Source organism: Tumebacillus flagellatus, from assembly GCF_000714935.1.
Classification (GTDB): Bacteria; Bacillota; Bacilli; order Tumebacillales; family Tumebacillaceae; genus Tumebacillus; species Tumebacillus flagellatus.
This window is the reverse complement of record NZ_JMIR01000049.1, coordinates 1-19,698: the sequence shown is the minus strand read 5'-3', so window position 1 is coordinate 19,698 and position 19,698 is coordinate 1. Positions and strand designations below refer to the sequence as shown.

The following is a 19,698-nucleotide window of genomic DNA, read 5'->3' as shown; positions in this document are numbered from 1 at the left end:
CAAGAAAACCTGCGTAGACTGCATGATCGACGCTGAGATCGCCGCACGCAAGCAATCCGCCACCGGACCCGGCAAACCGCCTTGCTTGCGCGGAGAGAGGTGCGAGTGGGCACGGGACAACGGAGGCGGGAAGATTTCCTGTCTGCGTGTGGCGGGGTGTGTGAAGCAATAGAAGACGCCATCAAGGCGTGGAGGTGAGGTGATGACACATGGACCGCGAGGAGATCCGCAAGGAGTATGAGACGACCGACATCAAGCCCAAGGCGCTCGCCGCCAAACACCAGATCAGCGAGAACACGCTCAAGAGCTGGATGAAGCGAGACGCTCAGCGAGGCGACAAATGGACGAAGCGAGAGGGTGCACCCGCAGATACAAAGGGTGCACCCTCGTTCGTTGAGAAGGTGCACACTACGCGAAGCGCTCCGGCACCGCCGACGGATGAGGAAGCCGAGCGCGAGACGGGCGGACTGACACCGAAGCAACAGCGATTCGTTGATGAGTACCTGCTGGACCTCAACGCTACGCAAGCCGCCGTCCGTGCCGGGTATAGTGTCAAGACTGCCGAACAGCAGGGCTACCAACTGCTTCAGAAACCTTCAGTCCGTGAGGCAGTAGACCGCGCGCTCGCCGCCCGATCCGCACGCGTCCAAATCGATGCCGATTGGGTATTGCTGCGGCTCATTAAGCTGGCCGACTTTGACCTCCGCGACTTCGCTTGGCTCGAAACCGTCACGGTGCAGGCGAAGCAGAAGGACGGCTCAGTGGTCGAATATCAGGTGCAGGAAGTTAGGTTCAACGAGAACTTCGACGGCAAGATCGCAGGCGCACTCTCGAAGGGCAAGGACGGTCTGAAAATGGAGTTGCCCGACCGTGTGCAAGTCTTGAAGCTGATCGGTCAGCACCTTGGGATGTTCAAGGAAAAGGTGGAAGCTACCGTGGAGCATTCAGGCACAATCGACCACAACCACCAATACGACTTGTCAAACCTGACGGATGAGGAGCTGATGCAACTTGAGCAACTTACCGGCAAGGTTGCCCAGCACCGAAGCCATTGAACAGGAGTGGGCGCGGCGGAGGTTGCCCCGCTTCCTTGCCTACGAGAGCGCCGGCAACTGGAAAACGGCGCGACACCTTGAACTACTCTGCACGAAACTGGAGGCGGTCGAGAGGGGCGATATCAGGCGTCTCATGATTTTCATGCCGCCCCGACACGGGAAGTCTGAGGTTACCTCCAAGAAGTTTCCGGCGTGGTATCTGGGAAGGAACCCGGACAAAGAGGTCATCATCTCCTCCTACTCCGCCGATCTGGCGTACGACTTTTCGCGCATCTCCCGCGACACCCTCGCAGAGTGGGGTCCGAAACTCTGGGAAGTCGACGTCGCCGAAGGGAACGAGGGCGTCAAGGCGTGGGGCATCGAGGGGACGCGCGGCGGCCTCAAAGCCGCAGGTGTAGGCGGCCCACTGACCGGTCGCGGCGCACACGTGGCGATCATAGACGACCCGATCAAGAACTGGGAGGAAGCGCAGTCGAAGGTCATCCGCGACAAGGTGTTCGAGTGGTACCGCTCAGTCCTGCGTACGCGTCTTGCTCCGGGCGGGGCGGTCGTACTGGTTCTGACCCGCTGGCATGAGGACGATCTCGCCGGACGTCTCCTCAAGATGGCAGAGAGCGGAGAGGGCGAGGAGTGGGAAGTGATCTCGCTCCCCGCGATCGCAGAGGAGAACGACGCGCTGGGGAGAGAGGTTGATCAGCCCCTCTGGCCGGAACGGTTCCCGCCGGAGGAGTACGCGCAGATGAAGAAAGCCGTCGGCTCACACATTTGGGTAGCGCTCTATCAGCAGCGGCCATCACCGGCAGATGGGTCGATCCTGAAGCGTGGGTGGTGGAAGTTCTACAAAGCGCCTCCAGCGAGGTTTGAAGAGGTCGTGCAATCGTGGGACTGCACCTTCAAGGACTCCGACAGCTCCGACTATGTAGTGGGGCAGGTCTGGGGGAAGGTTGGGGCGGATAAGTATCTTCTCGACCAAGTAAGGGCGCGCATGAGTTTCCCTGAAACGCTGAACGCGATTCGCAGTCTGACCGCCAAGTGGCCCGCCGCGCGCGCAAAGCTCGTCGAGGACAAGGCGAACGGACCGGCGATCATCGCGACGCTGAGCCGTGAGATTCCTGGCATCATAGCGGTGAATCCTGATGGCGGAAAAGTTGTGCGCGCTTCGGCTGTTTCGCCGGACATCGAGGCAGGCAATGTGTTCCTACCTGATCCTACTACGGCTCCTTGGGTGCACGATTTCATCGAAGAGTGCGCGGCATTCCCGAACGGCGCGCACGATGACCAAGTGGACGCGATGTCGCAGGCTTTGAACCGACTGAGTGGTAAGCGCAAAGTGGCAGCACACGGCGTAGTTGTCGGCAAATCTGCGGCTGCCGAAATCCAGTGGTAGGAGGTGAGAGGGTGGAAGAAGAGCTCAAGTATCTTGAACTGCTGATCGAGGCACAAAAGGTTGATCCTCATAGTGCGAACACAACTCAACGAATTGAAAATATTTGCGCCTGCCTCGATCGGCACTATGGTTTGCCGGATATCGTTGTCGAGTAATGGTTTTTGAACAACTAGCATTCGCCTGAAAGGGGGTGAAACCTTGGTAGCTCCAAGCAAAGTCGTCGGCCAGATCGGTAACTCGTTGTGGACGACGTTCTTCCTGTTCGACAACGCCGTCGCCAACCCGGACTCCGCGCTGATCACAGACTTCGAACGCATGTATGAGACAGACGAGACCGTCGCGGCGGCCATTGATTTCATGATTCTCGCGGTGCTGAACAAACTCGACCGTTACGTCAACGAATCGGACCCGACGTTGCAAGAGTTTGTAAACGATGCGCTGAATGGGATGCGTGGCTCTTTGCTCGAAGCGTGTGCAGGAATCCTGACAGCGATATGGGCAGGGTACAGCGGAACGGAAATCGTCTGGAAGGCGTCTACGTGGAAGGGCTCCGCGCGGATCATGTTGGACAAGCTCGTGACCTATCACCCGCGATCCGTCATGTTCAACCTCGACCGACAGACAGGAGAGCTGGCGGATGAGCCGATCACACAATGGCGATGGTTCGACGGAAGCTATGTCAAAATCCCGCGCCACAAAAGCATCGTGTTCACGCACGGCAATGGTACGTTCGGCAATCCCTACGGGCGGTCACAGCTCAAACGCGGCCGAAAGAACTGGCTCCTGAAAGACCCGGTGCTCAAGATGTGGGTGAACGGCGTGGATAAGTACGGTACGCCGCTCGTCGCCGCCATGGTGCCAGATGGAGAGATTCGCGACCCGGAAAACCCCGGAACGGAGGATGCGCCGAACTACATCTCCAATGTTGCGTATATGTCCCGCCTGTTGAACAACATCCAAAACGGGACGGGGCTGGCAATGTCAACGGGCACCGGCGACGAAAAGAGCGACATCAAGTTCCATGGCGCGGGCGCTGGCCTTGGTGATGCGTTTGAGCGGCTGATCATGTATCTGAACAAGATGCTGTTCCGCAGCGTGCTGACGCCGTCGCTACTCTTCGATGAGGGGCAACGCTCCGGCTCTTACGCTTTGGGGCAGTCGCACTTCGACATCTTCACGATGATGAACGGCGGGATCTACCGAAAACTGGTCGAGGTCCTGATCGAACAGCTTGTTCGCCCGTTGATCGAGATGAACTTCGGTCCGCAAAAAGACTATGGAACGTTCCCAGAGCGTGAGATCTCGAACGAAGACATGGATAAATTGGCGAAAATCTTTGCGGCGATGACCGACAAAGGCTACCTCGACCCAGAGCAGGAAGAGCACCTTCACCACGTCCAGTCTAAGCTTGGTTTCCCGCTGACAAAGTCGGAGGACATCGCGGCGAGGCAGGAGAAAGTTGCGAAGGATTACGGGCACTATCTGCGCGAGGATGAAACCAACGACCAACCAAACGATACTCCGGTGACCAAGGAGACAGCATGAAGCGGGCGTTGAAGTTCGTCAAGAACTACCTCGACGGCACGGAAAAAAAGTTGCTGGTGAAGTACAATCGCTGGTTGCAGGTCGTGTTCGCGAGTATCCCCTTTGGAGCAACGGAGCACGAGATCCACCGATGGCACCTGCCGCAAGCCGGTGAACTGTCTCGAACTCTCCGCACGCATGCGATGGACGTTTTTCACGTCGGCCATGCACATGGAAACGCGGAGTGCCAGGAGAAGCGGCGCCGCATGCAGGTGAAGCTCGCCGATCTGCCGACTTTGAACTTTGGAGCGGGTGAGGAATTTTCCCCGACCGATGCAATCAAGGTCCTCAACGATCGGGCACTCGTGCTCGCTGGGAACGTCGAGACCGATATCGTCGCAGCCGTCAAAAAGCTTCTCTTGCAGTATCTCACCGGCATGCCGCGCGCGCAGGTTGAGGAGAGGATCGCGGACCTCCGCAAGTTCAACGAGAACCGCGCCTCGCTGATCGTCACCACAGAGACGACGTACGCCTACAACCGCGCTCGCCTCGTCTCTTACAGGGAGAACAACGTTGACTACGTGCAGTTCAGCGCGATCATGGACTCGCGCACGTCAGAGGTATGCCGGAGCCGCCACGGGTTGGTCATGGCGATGGATGACCCGCGCCTCGGGCAGAACACCCCGCCGCTTCACGGACGTTGCAGAAGCGTCCTGATGCCGCTGTACAGCCGATATGAGCCGAAGGAGATCACGCCGGAGCGTTTGGACTGGGGGGATGTGGCAGCATTGCCGAAGGGATGGAGGACTTAAAAAAGGGGGGTGAAAAAAACATGGCAGCAAATCAAATTCGTCTTTTGCTTGAACAGACGAGAGACGACATGGTAGCAACTGGGCACAAGTACACGCATCTTGTGACGATCGTGGAATTGCCTTCCGGTGCCCGTGAGGTAATCGTCAACACGGATGAATTGCAAAGCAAGATTGAATATCTGCTCAAAACCTACGATGAGGGCATGCGGATGAAAGCCAACAGCGCAATTTCCATTGTGGGTGCTACCGTTGTGTAATTTCCCATGTAGGAGGTGAAGCGCATGCCGCTCAAAATCCCGGCAATGAAGATCGGACGTTGGCAGCACCCGACGTATGGCGTGATCGACATCACCCAGCAAAAGTTAGACGAGGTCAAGCGAAACTTCCTCGAAGGTACCATCGGCCGCCGTGCTTTCATTCGGATCGCGCATGACAAAGACAACGCACCGACGTTCGGCGGTGCACCGGCGGAAGCGTGGATCGATGAGCTGGTGCAGGAAGGAGACATCCTTTTTGCGTTGGCCGAACCGACCGACGGCAAGGTGGTCGAGATGATCAAGACACAGAAGTACCGTTACGCAAGCCCGGAGTACCAGGACAACTACAAAAGCAAGATTGACGGCTCATCGAAAGGCGCGGTGCTTGAAGCAATCGCACTCACGAATGAGCCTTTTTTGACCGGTCTTCCGGAGAACATCATGTTGTCCGACCCGCCGGACACCGTCTATCTCAACTTCAAGGAGGTATCCACCAACATGGAAAAAGTTGATCAACTGCTCGAACAGCAAACCCAAACTAACGGCTTGCTGAAAAAACTGTCTGATGGCATTCACGCCTTCACTTCGTTGTTTGGTGGCGGGCAAAAGCCGGAGCCGACGCCCGCAGCACCGACGCCGACCCCGGCACCGCAACCCGCCCCCGCAGCGCCGACTCTGAACCTCGCGGGGCAAGATGACTTCCAAAAGAAACTTGCCGACATGCAAGCGAAGATCGATGAGGCGAATGCCAACGCGCTCCAAGCGCAATCCGGCCAACGCGTCGCGGAGATCAACAAGAAGCTGAGCGAGTACGTCGCCGCTGGCATCCCGCCGGCGTATATCGACAACGCCCGCAAAATTCTTTTGGGCGAAGACGGGAAGGAGTCGGGCGTGATCAAGCTGGCCGACAACGACTTCACCGCGCGCACCGCTGAGGTGTATGGCATGCTCGACGCGTTCCCGGAGTCGGCGCGGGTCAAGTTGTCGCAGGTGGGGGCTGCGGGCCAGCCGCCGGCAGAAGAACAGCAACGTGCCGAAGAGAGCAAGCGACTCTGCGATCAAGTCATGTCCGACCTCGGCGCAAAGAAGGTTGACGGCAAATACGTCCTGTAGGACGACAAGGAGGAACAACAATCATGGATCAACGCTTCAACTCTCACGTTCCCGGTGCCCAAGGCGAGGAATTTTATGCCGACCGGAAGATTTGCGCGTTCGGCGAGATGCCCCACCACCGCATTCCGGTAACTCTCGCTCCGTTTATCGGCGACCTTCTCTCCGGCACGATCTTGGGTGCTCTCCAAGCCGATGGCCTGATGCGCCCCGTCACGCGCACGACGCTGGCCGCCGCTCCCGCTGCTGATAGTGCAACCGTTACGGTGGCGGCTGGCACCGCAGAAAAATTCCGCTGGTTGACGTATCCGGCGAACGCAACCCTGCACGTGTATTCTGCGAAGCCGGACGGCACCGGGGAACAAGACCTTGGCCCGATCGTCGGTATCACCGGCGACAAGATCACGGTGACGCATGCACCGGATACCGCGCCGGAAGCGGGCGATCTTCTCTACGTCGGTGGCGGGTGCGAGAAAGCTATGCTCGTCCTTGCAGATTCTGTACCCGACGCTGATCGGAACCGTGTCGCCACGGCTTACTACCGTGGTGCATTCGTCGGCAAGATGCTGATCGGTTTCGATAGCCAAGTTGCATGGGACCTGCATGCCCGCGTCATTCCGCGTTGCGACCAAGAATTAATCATCGTATAAAAGGGGGAACTCAAATGTCCGCATCTGCAATCACCTTGGCTTTTCCGTCTACGCAGGACGTAACACACGTCGTCCGCAACACCTACACTGACCCGTCTCGCTTCCGTGGTATGGAGGTTCTGCCGGATGCTGCTGAATTCGTAACCGACATCCAAGTCGACGTCATCGACGGCGTGCGCGGGATCGCTGGTCCTCGTGCGCTCGGTGGTCAGTTCAACCAAGCGGTGCTGACCGGCAACACGCTTCGCAAGTACGCGACCGCCTACTGGGGCGACACGTACGTGATCAACGAGAAGGAGTTGCTTGAAGCACGTCAGGAAGGGACCTACAACCAGCGCGCAGGCTACCTTCGTGTCTTGCGCCGTGCGAATGAGTTGAACATCCGTCTGGACACGCTGGTAGAGTACCTCCGTTGGGCAGCAGTTGTAGACGGAAAGGTTGCTGTAAACAGTGATGCGACGCAGTTCGAGGTCAAGTACGACATCCCGTCTCAAAACGTCATCGAGGATCTCGACATGAGTGACGCGAAGTTCGACGTCGTCGGTTGGATCTCGACGATCCAAGGTAAGTTCCGGGGCACTGGTGCAAAAGCATCAAAAATTTGGTACAACCTCGAAATCGGCCAACAACTCGCACAGAGCACGGTGCTACGCGATCTGCTGAAACGGAGCAACGATGCGACCGCCATGACGCCGGAAAACATGTCGACGATCATGAAGAAATTTTTCCCGTCGCTCGATTTCGAGATGTACGATGAGGGATACAAAGCGGAGAATGGCGAGTACACGCCGTTCATCGCGGCTGACAAGTACGTGGTGATCGGCAAGGGGCACGAAAAGCTCGGGGACTTCTGCTCGACGTTGGCCGTGCAAAACGGCGGGATTGAACAACCGCAACCGGGCAAGTTCTCTCTTATCGAGAACAAAACTGATCAAGATGTGCCGTTCATCAAGGTCACCGTTGGTGTCAACGGCCTGCCGCGACTGCATCATCCGGAGTGGATCATGCGCGGTTCCGTCCTGCTCCCGTCTTCCGCACCGGCATCGGCGTAAGATGACGATGTGGACGTACTGCACACCGGACGACGTCGCCGGTCTTTTCAAACCGATCAAGGAGGACCCAGAGACGTTTGACCCGGATTATCTGTCGGGTTTCATCCGCAAGGCACAAATTCATATCAATGAGCGACTGCGACCGCACTACGTTGTGCCGCTCGTTGAACCGATCCCGGAGGTCATCACGTCCATTTGCGCGGACTTGGCGGCCTCCTTTGTTTTGGAGAACCACTTCTCCGACATCATGTACCGCGAGGATGTACCGCTCGCATCGAACTACCGCCGTCGTGCGCAGTCGGAACTCGATCACGTCATCGAGTTCCAGACTCTTGACGGTCTGCCGGGTATAAGGAAACACGCCCCAGAAGTCCCAGAACAGCGTCGGCGCGTCTTCAGCACTACGCCGAATCCTAGCCCTATGCAGGGTAGGCTTGACGCGTTTGATTCGGCTACGCGGGGGAACACGGTCTCAGGAGGGAGGTGGCCGTACTGAGCGATGGATTTCAAATTATCGTCGACGACGAACGAGTGATGGCCGCGCTCACAGCTTTGCGTGAGAAGACGGGCAATCTACGTCCGCTCATGGGTGGTATTGGCACCGTCATGATCAGGTCTGTGCACCAGAACTTCGAGGCGCAAGGGCGGCCATCTCGGTGGAAGCCACGGAGCGTCAAAACGATGATGTCCTACGAGGAGCAAGCTGTCCAAAGCGCTCGCCGTACGAAAAAGCATCAGACGGCCAAGTCGGCGGCGACCAAATCGAGGATCGAGAGCCAAGCCGTCGAGAAGATGCGCGGCAACTTGATCCTGCAGCGGTCCGGCGCCCTGAAACAATCGGTCATCCTTGGCGATGTCACAAACAACTCAGCGGAAATCGGCTCGTCCTTGACGTATGCGCGAATCCACCAGATCGGCGGCACGATCAAAGCCCACACGGTGCGCGCGCGCCGCAAGCAATCCTTGCTGATCCCGACCCAAAACGGCTACATCTTCCGCAAAGAAGCGCACATCCCGGAGATTAAGATGCCAGCGCGCCCGTATCTGGTCCTCCAGCAACATGATTTGGATGTCATCGCCGCAATGGCGGTTGATTACTTGGCGAGAGGGGTGATTGGATGACGGAAACCGTTTTGGACGCGATCATCGCCGCGCTCCAGTCCTCAGAAGGGCTTGCGGCGATAAAAAATTACCACAAGTTCAAAGGGATGGTTCCGGGCGAACGCCCGACCATCTCTATTGCTTGTGGTTTGATTCGCTTCAAGGAGTACGACAACGAGCAAGATGAGGCGACCATTCCCATTGAAGTTCTGGTCTACCTCAAAGACATAAACCCACTCCGTGGGGAGGAGCTGGTGCGCGCGCTCGCCGACGAGGTACGTTTCGCACTGCTTGAGAACCCGACGCTTGGCGGCAATGTAGATTCCACGGATGTCACGGAAGTTGTGTATGAAACCAACGATCTGGAGAAGACGGAGCGGATGCACTATGCCGTCGTCTCTGCAGAGTCTACTTTTTTCGCTCCGCGACGCAAACCGGGCGAAACTCCGCCGATCCTGCAAAAACTTCTCCTCGACCTCGGCGACGAGGTGGGGGAAGTCGACTATGAAGATGAAGGAGGAACACTCTGATGGCCAATCAACAATACATTGTGCCCCGCGTGGACGTGAACGAGACGCCGCCGGAACCTAACACTTCGGCGGGTGTATCTCTTGGCGTAATAGGCATCGTCGGCACTTTTTCCAAGGGCCCGATCAACACGCCGATCACCTGTTACACCCTGTTTGATGTAAAGCGCCAATTCGGGGATGATGCCCCGAACCTGACCGGCTTCAAATCGGTGCGAGGGGCGTTCAACCAAGAGCCGCGCCCGGAGAAGGTCGTGATTGTGCGTGTTGCCTCCTCTACGGCGAAGACAGCGTCTCTTGACCTGTTAGATGGGCAGACCTCCCCGAAGGCATCCATCACCGTCTCTGCGCTCACCAAGGGCACGGACGGCAATAACATCAGTGTCAAGATTTTGGCGGGCTCTGCAGCAGGAACGTTCGACCTCGTCGTCAGCTACAAACGCTTGCCGCAGGAGACCTTTACCGGGCTTGACCTCGACAACCTCGGCATCTCTTCGTCTTATGTCACGCTGATCAAAGCGGCGGGGGCGACGGACATTCCGGCGCCGCTTGATGACACGCCGCTGGCGGGTGGGGATGATGGGGGCACGACGGCAGATGCCGACTATATCGGCGCGCAAGATACCAATGGTGTCCGCTCTGGTCTCAAGGTTCTGGAGACCGTCAACGTCAACATCGTCCTCTGCGCACAACAGACGTCCAACGCGATTAACCAAGCGCTGATCCAGCACTGCGAACAGATGAATGTCCAGCGCGGCCTCCGTGTGGCCGTGCTCAACGCCAAGAAGTCGGCAACCCCCAGCCAAGCAATCGCTGCGCAAACGTACAGCAGCGGCCGCGCCATTATGGCGTATCCGTGGGTTTACCCGATCGAGGATACCTCCAAGGCGGTTGCGCCGGATGGCTATTATGCCGGAGTTCTCGCAACGCTTCCTGCACATGTATCCCCCTCGGCGCGCAAGGTGCAGGGCATCGCGGCTTTAGAGCGGGTTGTGCCGATGGATGCATACGACCCGGATTTGATCGCCTTGACGATGGCGCGGATCTCGGCATTTGCCCAAGACATCATGTCATCCGAAATCGTCATCTCCAACGGGTTGACCACGTTTTTGTACGCCGATCCGGCGACGCAGAACGACTGGTCACAGACCTGCTACCGCCGCATCTTCGACAAGATCGAGATGGACGTGGCCGCCCGGACGAAGTGGGCAAAGTCGCAACCGATCACTGAAAAAGGGATGTTTCAGCCGCTTCGCGAGCAGATCGACATGATCCTTCGTGACTACCGCGACAAAGGCGAAATTTTTGACTTCCGACCGACGGTCTGTGACGGCACCAACAACACCGCCGATACGATCAAGGCACGGCGAGTTATCACTGGCATCAGTGTGCGGCCTGCGTCGGCGGCGGACTACATCGACCATAACATCAGCCGGTTCTCGGCGTAGAAAGGAGCTGAAACAAGGATGAAACGTCCTGCACAGGGATTTGACGTTGCTGTCGCTGTCACGACGGCAAACGGCCCGGCGCTTGTCGGAGAATTTCAAGAGGTCGAGCTGAATATCAGCCACGAGCCTGAGCGGTACCAACCGCTTAATTCGCGTTCCCCGATGTGGCTGGATGGGGACGTGGAAATGGACGGCACGTTGAAGCGCGGTTTCATTGATGCCGGAAGCCTGCTCGTCTCCCTTTTCGGAACTGATGAAATCGGTCCCGGTACCAGTTTTACCAGCGCGCGCTTTGTGATCACCGCGACCTTCAACGCACCCGACAAGGGACTCATTGGGCGGTACAGCATGCAAGGTTGCATCTTTACGAAACTTGGTATCTCCGCAAGCGGCGGTAAAAAAGTCGTCGACAGCAACTACCAATTCAAAATCGAATCCCTCAAGGAGGCATCATGACAATGACCAATCAAAATGCAAATCAGTTCGGCCCGCTCAAACTCCCGACCGGAAAAATCGTATTCTTCCGTGAACCAACGGGCGGCGATCGCCTTGCAGTTCTGCAAGACACTCCGATCAACGAGGAAAACGTCTACTCGGCCAACGAGTTGGTAGCCATTCGCCTCGCCGCGAAGTGTCTGACGCAAGTAGACGGCGAAGTCCCGACGGACTCCTACAAGTTCATGTTCACAAACTGGTCGGACAAGGACGTTATCTACTACAAAAATGTCTTCAACAAGGTACGTGATACGGTTGAAGCGGGCATGAGCGTCGAAGAGGCCGTTGATTTTTTGCTGGGTCGCTCGGGCTCCGGGACTTCTACTACTGCAACGACGCAAGCGGCGGCGCAATAAGCCCTTCTGAGTGGGAGGCGATGCCAGACTGGAAGCGTCGCCTCTACGCTCGCGGGGCCGTGGAGTACATCGAGTGGAAAAATGAACAAATGCGGCAGTCAAGATGACTGCCGGTTCGCTGAGCGCATGCACGGTCGTGCGTTGAGCGAATCCGGGAAGGGGGTGAGGATTTGTCAAACAAGGATTTTCAAGTGTCAATGAAAATCACCGCGGATAACAAATCGGCGACCAAAAGCATCCAAGAGGTAGAGAAGGACCTTGGCGATCTGAGCAAAGAATCCAAGTCGGCCGCCGGGAACGCTAAAGCTGTTTCCACGGAGTTAGGTAACGTCGGGAAGCAAGCCAAGGATGTCGCGTCCAACACAAAAAACGCCGCGTCCGGCATCGATGCGATTAGCAAAGAGGCGAAGGACGCAGCGGCAAACGCAAAGTTGACGGCGTCAGAATTGGGGAACATCAGCAAGGAGTCACGCGAAGCTGCACAGGAAGCCAAGAAAGCGGCAGAAGGGCTCGGGGCGATCGGGCGTGATGGCGTGCGAGGCTTACGAGAGGCCGCTGAACAAGCCAAGCAGTTGCGGAACAACCTTGGCGATGTAGGTGGAAAGAAGCCTGATCTGAAGTGGTTGGATTCCATGTCAACGGGATTGACCAAGGCGAGCACGATACTCGGCGAAATCGGGACCAAACTGGATGGGTTAAAATTGTCCGGCTTGACCGACATTGCCGCGGGCACTGGGATGGTTGAATCTGTTTTGAAACCAGCCGACAAGGCCGGTGAAATCCAGATGAAAGACATCGAACTTGGCGGTGTTTACGGATTTTCTACGAACAGCGCTGAAATGCAGGAGATGAACCAGCAGGCCAAGGAACTTTCCTCCAAGACACTCTTCTCTACCAAGGATATTCTGGGGATCGACACGGAACTTGCACACGCACAAATCTCCAAAGATAAACTGCAAAAAGTCACCCCGGAGGCAACCTATCTTGCTGAGATTGAGGTGGGAATGGGCAAGTCGTCGTCTGCCGGTCACACCGCTTACAACTTCGCCCGAATGGCTGAAGACGCGGGGATCACAAACGACGAATCAAAGCTTGCGAAGTTTTCTGATTCCATGTACCGGGTCATCAACACGACACACGCGACCTCCGAAAGTTTGGGTGAAACCTTCAAGTACGGGATGCCCGTTGTCAAAAAAATCGGTTGGGACGAAAACGACATGCTACAGGCGTCTGCGATGGCAGCGATCAACGGCATGGAAGGGTCGATGGCTGGGGTCCACATCAAGGACTACGCCCAGCGGATCAATCCGTTCAAGTACTTAGGCTCCGCTTCTGGGCAAAAACAACTTTCCGCAATGGCTGATGCTGGTTTGTTATCTGGGGTCAAAACAGTTACAACCAGTGGCGGAAAGGAAAAAATCGTAGGGTTCGACAATGCCGCTTTGCTTGCGGACAAAGACCACATCAAGCACTACTCAGAAATGATTGACGTCCTCTCTCGGAAGCACGATGAGTTCATCGCAAAAGGCGTGAAGACGCAATATGCGCTGGAGATGACCGATGACGAAATCCAAAAGATGAAAGAGCACGCTCAAGAAATGACGGGGCAGGATTTGACCGGAGGCGAGTTGGAATGGGCTGCGATGATGAATCACATCTTTGGGGAACAAGGGCAGGACTTCGCTTTGATCTCCTCTCACCCGGAGCAATTCGCCAAGCTAAACGGATCTATGGAGCGACAAAAGGACCTGCACTCCCAAATTGATACGATCCGCGAGTCCTATGATGGGCAGAAACACATTTTGCTTTCCAACCTTGAAAACCTCTCTACGGAGATGGGTAACGCAATTATGCCAGAGTTGACCGAATGGATGAAGGAAATGGAGCCGATGGTCTCTTCGGCTACGAAATGGGTTAAGGCAAACGAAGACTTGGTAGTGTCCATTGGGAAAGGAGTCGCAGTTGTTGGAGGATTTACGCTGGCCATGGGAGCAGCAAAACTCGTAATAGGTGGGGTAGGATCAGCCCTTACTCCGTTGCTTAATTTTTCAAAAAACTTCATCGATATCGTTGACAAGCAAATTCTCGGGCCGTTAAAAAAGAATTCTGCAAAAGCAACAGTTGAAGATACGATACAGACCAAAGCGATCAATGCGAATGTCGTCAACGTGTACGGGAAAGCGATCAACGGAGGCGGGGGCTCATCTGGAGTTGGCGTCGATCCTGGAGTTGGTGGAAATGGTAAAGCGTCGAATGGCGGTGCCGCTGAAGTTTCGAAAACTCCTACCCGTACTGCAAGAGCCGTTGAAGCAGCAGGAGATTATGCAAAAGGAGCAGGTACTCGATTTGCAAAAGTAGGCGTGCCGATCGCGATAGTTGCCGGGGCTTACGAATTTGCTACCGCTGAGCCGGACCACAAACTTGAAGCCGGCGCAAAGGCGACTGGTGAAGTCGTCGGTGGATGGGCAGGTGCGGAAGCTGGAGCTGCGATGGGGGCTGGGATCGGAACATTCTTTGCGCCTGGAGTTGGCACGACCATCGGCGCAGCAATCGGTGGTATCATTGGTGGAGCTCTTGGAACGGAAGCTGGTCAACGCGCCTCCAAGGCGTTCATGGATAATTTCGTCGTCCATCCTGAAAACGTACTTGGAAGTGTAAACGTTGGCAATGGCTCCATATGGGACGGCTACGGAGGCAGTGGTGGCTATGCACAAGGGAAGGTGCAAGTCGGCACGCCGCCGCCAGCAACCCGCACACAGTGGAGTTCGTCTGGCACCGGCAGCTTCGGTTTCAACTCCGTGCCTGTGACGGCTAACGCACCTCTGGCATCGATGCAGTCCAGTGTGGTCTACAACGACCATTCCACCATCAACAACAACGGTGGCAACCCATCGGAAGCCGTAAAAGCATGGGAAAACCGCAACTGGGGCGGCAATCTTTCGAGACAGCAGCCTTTGTTTGGGCATTAAGGAGGGATGAACAATGCATGATTTGATCATCGGCGGATTCACCTTCCCGCTGTTGCCGAAGGACTCTCTTGATTTCGATATGAAACGCCGGATCGCGAAACTCGAACCCGCCGGAGCACCAGCCGTCTACCAAGACATGGGGCTAGGAGAGAAAACGCTGGAAATCAACGGCGTCTTCGACGGCGACAATGCGTGGTCTACCTCAGAGGAGATTGAGAGGCTGATGTGGGCAGGCTCGGAACACGATCTTGTCTACGGTCCGATCCGTAAACGTGTCCGGGTGGAATCGTACAAGCCGAAGTTGAAACGGAGCAATCGTGTCTCATATTCCTTGCACCTGATCGTGTGTTTCCCGGAAGAGGAATTCGACAATCTCGCCGGGGATGGGTCTTTGGGCAGCAACACACTCGCGACGACCGCCGGGCTTACCAGCTCCGACGCAGCCGAATCATACACGATCAAGTCCGGCGACACGCTTTGGCAATTGGCTGCCACGAAGTACGGCGACGGCACAAAGTGGGAAGCGATTGCTGAAGCAAACGGCATCACTAACGTGTATGCCTTGCAGATCGGTCAGCAGATAAAACTGCCAAACGTGGCAACGATCAGCAAGCCGGATTACGCCGGGGAATTGGCGGAGATCGCAAAGGGGGCGGCGTAGATGCTCGCACCACGCGCGCACGTTGAGATCGACGGCAAGGCGATCCGCTGGACGGATATCATTGATCTGCACGTCTCGCTGACGCTCTACATGGCAGCGGACACCTTCGAAATCTCGCTCCGAAACGACAAATTGCTTTCGGATTGGCTCCGAAAAAATCAAGAAGTGAGGATTTGGTTGGGATATTCGTCCGATCCGAACCGCGTTCAGAAGTCGGAGTTGACGCACATCTTCACCGGCAAGATCGACGCCGTTGAGCCGGATTTTTCCGACCAGATGACTGTTCGCATCGCGGGGCGCGACTACAGCTCGCTACTGATCGACACGCAGTTCTCGGCGGCGTATGCGGAGCGAACGAGCAGTCAGTTGGCAGAGATGTTGTTCAAAAAACACGGGATCGTCGCAAACGTCACGCCCACCAGCGACATCATCGAGCGAGACGCCTATGATCGCAAGAAAGAGTGGGAGCTGTTGCAGGCGGCCGCCGATCTGGAGGACTTCGTTTGCTACGTCGACAAGAATAAGGCAGGCTACTTTGGGCCGCGCAACCTTGCCGACGATGAAGTGGTTGCCAACTATTACTACAGGCAGGGCATGGCATCGAATGTGGGGTCGGTCAAGTTTATGGATTCCGCAATCGACTGTTACAACAAGGTGACGGTCCGGCATTACACGAAGAAGAAGCTGATCGAAGCTTCGGCGAAGGATGACAAGCTGGTGGAGGAGTTGGGGCAAGAGAAGGAGCGAATCGTGTATTCATCTAAGGCGAAGACGCAGGCCAAAGCGCAGGAGATTGCGAACAACCTCCTGCCGGAGCTATCCCGCTACGTGATCACCGGGAAGATCGGTAGAGCCGTTGGGAACCCGCACATCGGTTGCGAAAAAAAGGTAGGCGTGCACGGTTGCGGCCGCTTTGACGGCAATTACTACGTTGAGCGCGTGGACCATCACCTGAGCAAGGCCGGGTACACAATAGACCTCGACATCACCAGCCTTCGACCGGATGAGGCGCAGCAGTACCGCGACGACCTTTACAACAAAGAACACTCGATTCTCGGTGGTTCTTCCTCGCTTGGAAAGGGGATGATGTGATGAACAATTCCATGCCGCAGAAAGGAGTAATTACCACAGTGCGCGGGAACACCGCGCAGGTGTTGGTGCCGTTGATCAACTTTGAAACTGGGTTCGCAGAGTCTTGCAAAAATCTCGCACCGGAGATGGAAGGTCATGAATGTGTGGTGGTCTTCATCAACGGTGACCTGAACCAGCCGGTGATTATGGGAGTGATTCTGGATGGCTGAGCAGTTGATGGACCTGCTGACGGATGGAAGCGGGGACCTCGGCATTACCTCGCAGGGGGACGTTGGGCTGGCAACATCGGCGGACAGCTTAAAAGCGGATTTGGTTCGGCGCTTCGGGACACCTCTCGGGGCGCTTTTCTATGACCCGAACTTCGGGAACCCGATGCTGTCCCGGTTGTCACAACCGATGTCACAGGGCTTCGAGGCAGCGTGCTCGCAGGATGCGCGCGCCTGCGTGATGGCGGATGCCCGCGTGCTGGAGGCAGGAGCAACGGTTTTCATTGATCGCGAGAACCGCCGTATTTCTTGCGTTGTGGAATACCGTGATGTCTACGGAGGAACCGGGAGGATCGAGGAGGTGAAGGTTCTTGTTTAAAACGTACGATCAGATCCTCATGGAGTTGTTGACGTCGCTAAGGAGCAATACGGGCATCACCGACCTGCAACCAGGGTCACTGGCCTACACCATCATGGCAGTTGTGGCGCGTGGCCTGCGCGGACTCTGGTTCATGTTGGAGCAAGTCGTGAAACTGTTCTTTGTCTCCACCTCCTACGGAACGTTCCTCGAACGGCGGTGCAACGAACGTGGTGTGTTCCGCAAACTTGGGACCGTCGCGACTGGGACTGTACGTTTCACCCGGACCTCACCATCACCGATCAGCACGAACCTAAAACAAGGGACGTTGCTTGCGACGATGGACGGAAAGATTGAATTCGCGGTCACAACGGACATCAACCTGCCTTTGGGTTGGACCAGCGTTGCCGTGCCGGTGGCTTGCCTGACCATCGGTAAGGTAGGCAATCTCGCTACAGGGACGGCACTTCAGGTGGTGGGCATCGCGGTCGTTGGTGTGCAGAACGTATCCGTCGAGGCATTGTCAGGCGGCGTGGACACGGAAAGCGACGGCGAGCTGCGTGCCCGTTACCTGTTCACGATCCAGAACCCACAGAACGGAGGAACCGCCGCCGACTACTTGGTCTGGGCGATGGAAGTGCAGGGTGTCGTTCACGCGATCCCTCTACCTTTGAGTCGCGGGCCGGGGACAGTGGATGTGGTTGTCTCGGACGGTTCCATCCCGCCCGATGCGCTTGTGAAGGCGGTGAGCGATCACATTCAGACAAAGCGGCCTGTAGGCGCTGACGTCAAGGTGATCAAGCCGGACCAGCACACCATTGACGTTACGGCGACGGTCACGGCGATGACGGGTTACGCTCTCAGCACGCTGGACACACAAGTGAAGCAGGCGATCACGACCTACTTGTCTAACGTGCCGATCGGCGGAGTGGTTCGCTTCACTGGTATCATTCAAGCGGCGATGTCTGTGCCCGGAGTACTCGACTTCAACCTGACGGCTCCTGCGGCCAACATACAACTTAGCAACACTGAGCTCGCCGTTCCAGGCTTGCTGGACGTCGCGTAGGGAGGTGAACCCTTTGGGATTCTTTGACGCGATTAAACGGATGTTGCCACGCCCTTTCCTGAACAACTCGATGAGGAACATGACCGGTTTCTACAAATCCATAGGAGAGCAGATCGACAGCCTCCAAGAAGCAGTCATTGACGGGCAGAACCAGTTGTTCATCGATACCGCTACCTGGGCGCTCCCGATCTACGAAGCGGAATTCGCGATAAAACTCGTGGATCAATCCAACGCAGTCGCTCGGCGGAACAACGTCATGGCGATGTCGCGGGGCGGGCTTGGGGCAACGCCGCTGTCGATCACCAACGTCCTGAAGGCTTACGGGTACTCCACGCAACTATTAGAGGACTTCGCAGGGTACACGATTACCATTCAGTTTAACGATTTCCGGGGCGTACCACCGAACCTCGGCGACCTTCAAACGCTCATGACACGCTTCATACCCGCGCATTTGTTGTTGAAGTGGAAGTTCATCTACACCCAGCACCGCGAATTGAGGTCATACACCCACGCGCAGATGAAGTCCATGACGCACGACACGCTGCGCACACAACTTCCGAAAGGGTAGATAGGAGGGAGGCAGAATGCCGACCACAACGGCAAACTACGGGCTGGTCAAGCCCGGACAGAACGAGAACTATGACGTTGATGTTCAAAACGGGAACATGGATAAAATTGACGCAGAACTTCGCGCCAACCAGCAAGCGACCGCTGCGGCTCAGGCAACAGCAGACGCCGCCATACCCGCTTCGCAAAAGGGGCAAGCGCTCGGGGTGCCAACGCTGGATGGCAACAGGCTCATCCCTGCGGCTTTCTTCCGCACGGCGTCCTCTGAGACCCTCGGCGCGGTAAAGATCGGCTCCGGCTTCCAGTTTGCGTCTGACGGCACGATAGCGGTTACGCCGGGCACGGTCGGTGCAGTGGCTACCTCGTTGTTGGGACAAGCGAGCGGCGTGGCTACTCTTGGAGCTGACGGGAAACTAACTACTGGGCAGATCCCTTCTGCGGCTACGATGGGTGTGTTGCCAATCGGTACAGGGAACACATCAGTGCGAATTGACCCTGCTTTCGAATTGAGCTCCGATACCAGGAGTGTTACCCCGACTTACGGGGCGAACGGAATGATCTCGGACCTGACAGTTTCTGATCCGGCAACCAACGCTATTGTTGCGGCAAAGACGATCGGCTACGGATCGAACGGTCTAATCTCAAAGGTCACCACTACGGCTGGTGGGCACACCAAGACCGTGACAATCAACTATGGCACCAACGGACTGTTCTCCAGCGTCACCAAAACCTACACCTAAGGAGCGTGAAATCAAATGTCAGAGGAAACTGTAGTCGTCGGAGGTAACATCGTCCCGCTTGGCTCCGACTATGGCGGCACGCCGCAATTCCGACCGCAAAAAATCGACTCCGGCGGGCGGCAGTACGTTGCGATTGATCTCGACAACACCACGGGTACCGCCGCAACGGGCGTGAACATGATGACCGGCGGCGCGGGAAAGTTCGGCTGGATCTCCAGCATCTACTCGGCGGTGCTCTCGATCGGCACAACGCTGTCGAACGTCT

The 19,698-nt window shown here is 56.5% G+C and carries 24 protein-coding genes; all 24 read left to right on the top strand.

The features are described 5' to 3' along the window. Nucleotides 1–209 precede the first annotated feature (209 nt). Nucleotides 210–1,055: a terminase small subunit gene (locus EL26_RS21850; RefSeq protein ID WP_052036688.1), complete on the top strand. Its 846-nt coding sequence runs from the start codon at nucleotides 210–212 to the stop codon at nucleotides 1,053–1,055. After that, on the top strand, nucleotides 1,012–2,442 hold the full coding sequence (gene terL, locus EL26_RS21845) for a phage terminase large subunit (RefSeq protein ID WP_238546167.1): 1,431 nt from the start codon (nucleotides 1,012–1,014) through the stop codon (nucleotides 2,440–2,442). The genes EL26_RS21850 and terL overlap by 44 nt, the downstream gene beginning before the upstream one ends. An 11-nt stretch (nucleotides 2,443–2,453) precedes the next feature. Continuing rightward, nucleotides 2,454–2,597 carry a hypothetical protein gene (locus EL26_RS25645; protein WP_161780776.1) on the top strand — a complete coding sequence of 48 codons (144 nt, stop codon included), beginning with the start codon at nucleotides 2,454–2,456 and terminating at the stop codon, nucleotides 2,595–2,597. Between the two features lie 43 nt (nucleotides 2,598–2,640). Continuing rightward, nucleotides 2,641–3,987, top strand: a complete 1,347-nt coding sequence (locus tag EL26_RS21840; protein ID WP_052036686.1) for a phage portal protein family protein — start codon at nucleotides 2,641–2,643, stop codon at nucleotides 3,985–3,987. Beyond that, nucleotides 3,984–4,778 carry a minor capsid protein gene (locus EL26_RS21835; RefSeq protein ID WP_038094333.1) on the top strand — a complete coding sequence of 265 codons (795 nt, stop codon included), beginning with the start codon at nucleotides 3,984–3,986 and terminating at the stop codon, nucleotides 4,776–4,778. The genes EL26_RS21840 and EL26_RS21835 overlap by 4 nt, the downstream gene beginning before the upstream one ends. 20 nt (nucleotides 4,779–4,798) lie before the next feature. Beyond that, nucleotides 4,799–5,035, top strand: coding sequence for a hypothetical protein (locus tag EL26_RS21830; RefSeq protein WP_038094330.1), 237 nt, complete (start codon nucleotides 4,799–4,801; stop codon nucleotides 5,033–5,035). Nucleotides 5,036–5,059: 24 nt separating this feature from the next. After that, the gene (locus EL26_RS21825; RefSeq protein WP_038094328.1) at nucleotides 5,060–6,148 is read left to right on the top strand and encodes a phage protease; all 1,089 of its coding nucleotides are present in this window, start codon (nucleotides 5,060–5,062) and stop codon (nucleotides 6,146–6,148) included. 107 nt (nucleotides 6,149–6,255) lie between these two features. Next, nucleotides 6,256–6,795, top strand: coding sequence for a hypothetical protein (locus EL26_RS21820; RefSeq protein WP_152559365.1), 540 nt, complete (start codon nucleotides 6,256–6,258; stop codon nucleotides 6,793–6,795). A 14-nt stretch (nucleotides 6,796–6,809) separates the two neighbouring features. Beyond that, the gene (locus EL26_RS21815; protein WP_038094324.1) at nucleotides 6,810–7,847 is read left to right on the top strand and encodes a major capsid protein; all 1,038 of its coding nucleotides are present in this window, start codon (nucleotides 6,810–6,812) and stop codon (nucleotides 7,845–7,847) included. Between the two features lies 1 nt (nucleotide 7,848). Beyond that, the gene (locus EL26_RS21810; RefSeq protein ID WP_161780775.1) at nucleotides 7,849–8,343 is read left to right on the top strand and encodes a phage protein Gp36 family protein; all 495 of its coding nucleotides are present in this window, start codon (nucleotides 7,849–7,851) and stop codon (nucleotides 8,341–8,343) included. Then, the gene (locus tag EL26_RS21805) at nucleotides 8,331–8,969 is read left to right on the top strand and encodes a phage virion morphogenesis protein (RefSeq protein WP_081857405.1); all 639 of its coding nucleotides are present in this window, start codon (nucleotides 8,331–8,333) and stop codon (nucleotides 8,967–8,969) included. The genes EL26_RS21810 and EL26_RS21805 overlap by 13 nt, the downstream gene beginning before the upstream one ends. Then, the gene (locus EL26_RS21800; RefSeq protein ID WP_038094319.1) at nucleotides 8,966–9,478 is read left to right on the top strand and encodes a hypothetical protein; all 513 of its coding nucleotides are present in this window, start codon (nucleotides 8,966–8,968) and stop codon (nucleotides 9,476–9,478) included. The genes EL26_RS21805 and EL26_RS21800 overlap by 4 nt, the downstream gene beginning before the upstream one ends. Beyond that, nucleotides 9,478–10,923 carry a phage tail sheath C-terminal domain-containing protein gene (locus tag EL26_RS21795; protein ID WP_038094317.1) on the top strand — a complete coding sequence of 482 codons (1,446 nt, stop codon included), beginning with the start codon at nucleotides 9,478–9,480 and terminating at the stop codon, nucleotides 10,921–10,923. Before EL26_RS21800 ends, EL26_RS21795 begins: the two co-directional genes overlap by 1 nt. An 18-nt stretch (nucleotides 10,924–10,941) precedes the next feature. Then, a complete protein-coding gene (locus EL26_RS21790) occupies nucleotides 10,942–11,379 on the top strand; it encodes a hypothetical protein (RefSeq protein ID WP_038094314.1) in 438 nt (145 codons plus the stop codon). A 2-nt stretch (nucleotides 11,380–11,381) separates the two neighbouring features. Further along, complete coding sequence (locus EL26_RS21785; RefSeq protein ID WP_052036684.1) at nucleotides 11,382–11,774, top strand: hypothetical protein; 393 nt, start codon at nucleotides 11,382–11,384, stop codon at nucleotides 11,772–11,774. A gap of 170 nt (nucleotides 11,775–11,944) precedes the next feature. After that, nucleotides 11,945–14,743, top strand: a complete 2,799-nt coding sequence (locus tag EL26_RS21780) for a phage tail tape measure protein (protein WP_038094313.1) — start codon at nucleotides 11,945–11,947, stop codon at nucleotides 14,741–14,743. A gap of 13 nt (nucleotides 14,744–14,756) precedes the next feature. Then, nucleotides 14,757–15,404 (top strand): LysM peptidoglycan-binding domain-containing protein, encoded by a 648-nt coding sequence (locus EL26_RS21775; RefSeq protein WP_038094311.1) that lies wholly within the window; start codon nucleotides 14,757–14,759, stop codon nucleotides 15,402–15,404. After that, nucleotides 15,405–16,496: a phage late control D family protein gene (locus EL26_RS21770; RefSeq protein ID WP_052036683.1), complete on the top strand. Its 1,092-nt coding sequence runs from the start codon at nucleotides 15,405–15,407 to the stop codon at nucleotides 16,494–16,496. It abuts the gene before it with no gap. Then, the gene (locus tag EL26_RS21765) at nucleotides 16,496–16,705 is read left to right on the top strand and encodes a DUF6484 domain-containing protein (protein ID WP_038094308.1); all 210 of its coding nucleotides are present in this window, start codon (nucleotides 16,496–16,498) and stop codon (nucleotides 16,703–16,705) included. The genes EL26_RS21770 and EL26_RS21765 overlap by 1 nt, the downstream gene beginning before the upstream one ends. Beyond that, nucleotides 16,698–17,081, top strand: a complete 384-nt coding sequence (locus EL26_RS21760; protein WP_038094306.1) for a contractile injection system sheath initiator — start codon at nucleotides 16,698–16,700, stop codon at nucleotides 17,079–17,081. The genes EL26_RS21765 and EL26_RS21760 overlap by 8 nt, the downstream gene beginning before the upstream one ends. Then, nucleotides 17,074–18,126: a baseplate J/gp47 family protein gene (locus EL26_RS21755; protein ID WP_038094304.1), complete on the top strand. Its 1,053-nt coding sequence runs from the start codon at nucleotides 17,074–17,076 to the stop codon at nucleotides 18,124–18,126. Before EL26_RS21760 ends, EL26_RS21755 begins: the two co-directional genes overlap by 8 nt. A 13-nt stretch (nucleotides 18,127–18,139) precedes the next feature. Then, on the top strand, nucleotides 18,140–18,694 hold the full coding sequence (locus EL26_RS21750) for a putative phage tail protein (protein ID WP_038094301.1): 555 nt from the start codon (nucleotides 18,140–18,142) through the stop codon (nucleotides 18,692–18,694). A gap of 16 nt (nucleotides 18,695–18,710) precedes the next feature. Further along, nucleotides 18,711–19,433: a hypothetical protein gene (locus EL26_RS21745; protein ID WP_038094299.1), complete on the top strand. Its 723-nt coding sequence runs from the start codon at nucleotides 18,711–18,713 to the stop codon at nucleotides 19,431–19,433. Nucleotides 19,434–19,448: 15 nt separating this feature from the next. Further along, nucleotides 19,449–19,698: hypothetical protein (locus EL26_RS21740; protein WP_038094297.1), on the top strand; the 250-nt coding region annotated here is incomplete at its 3' end.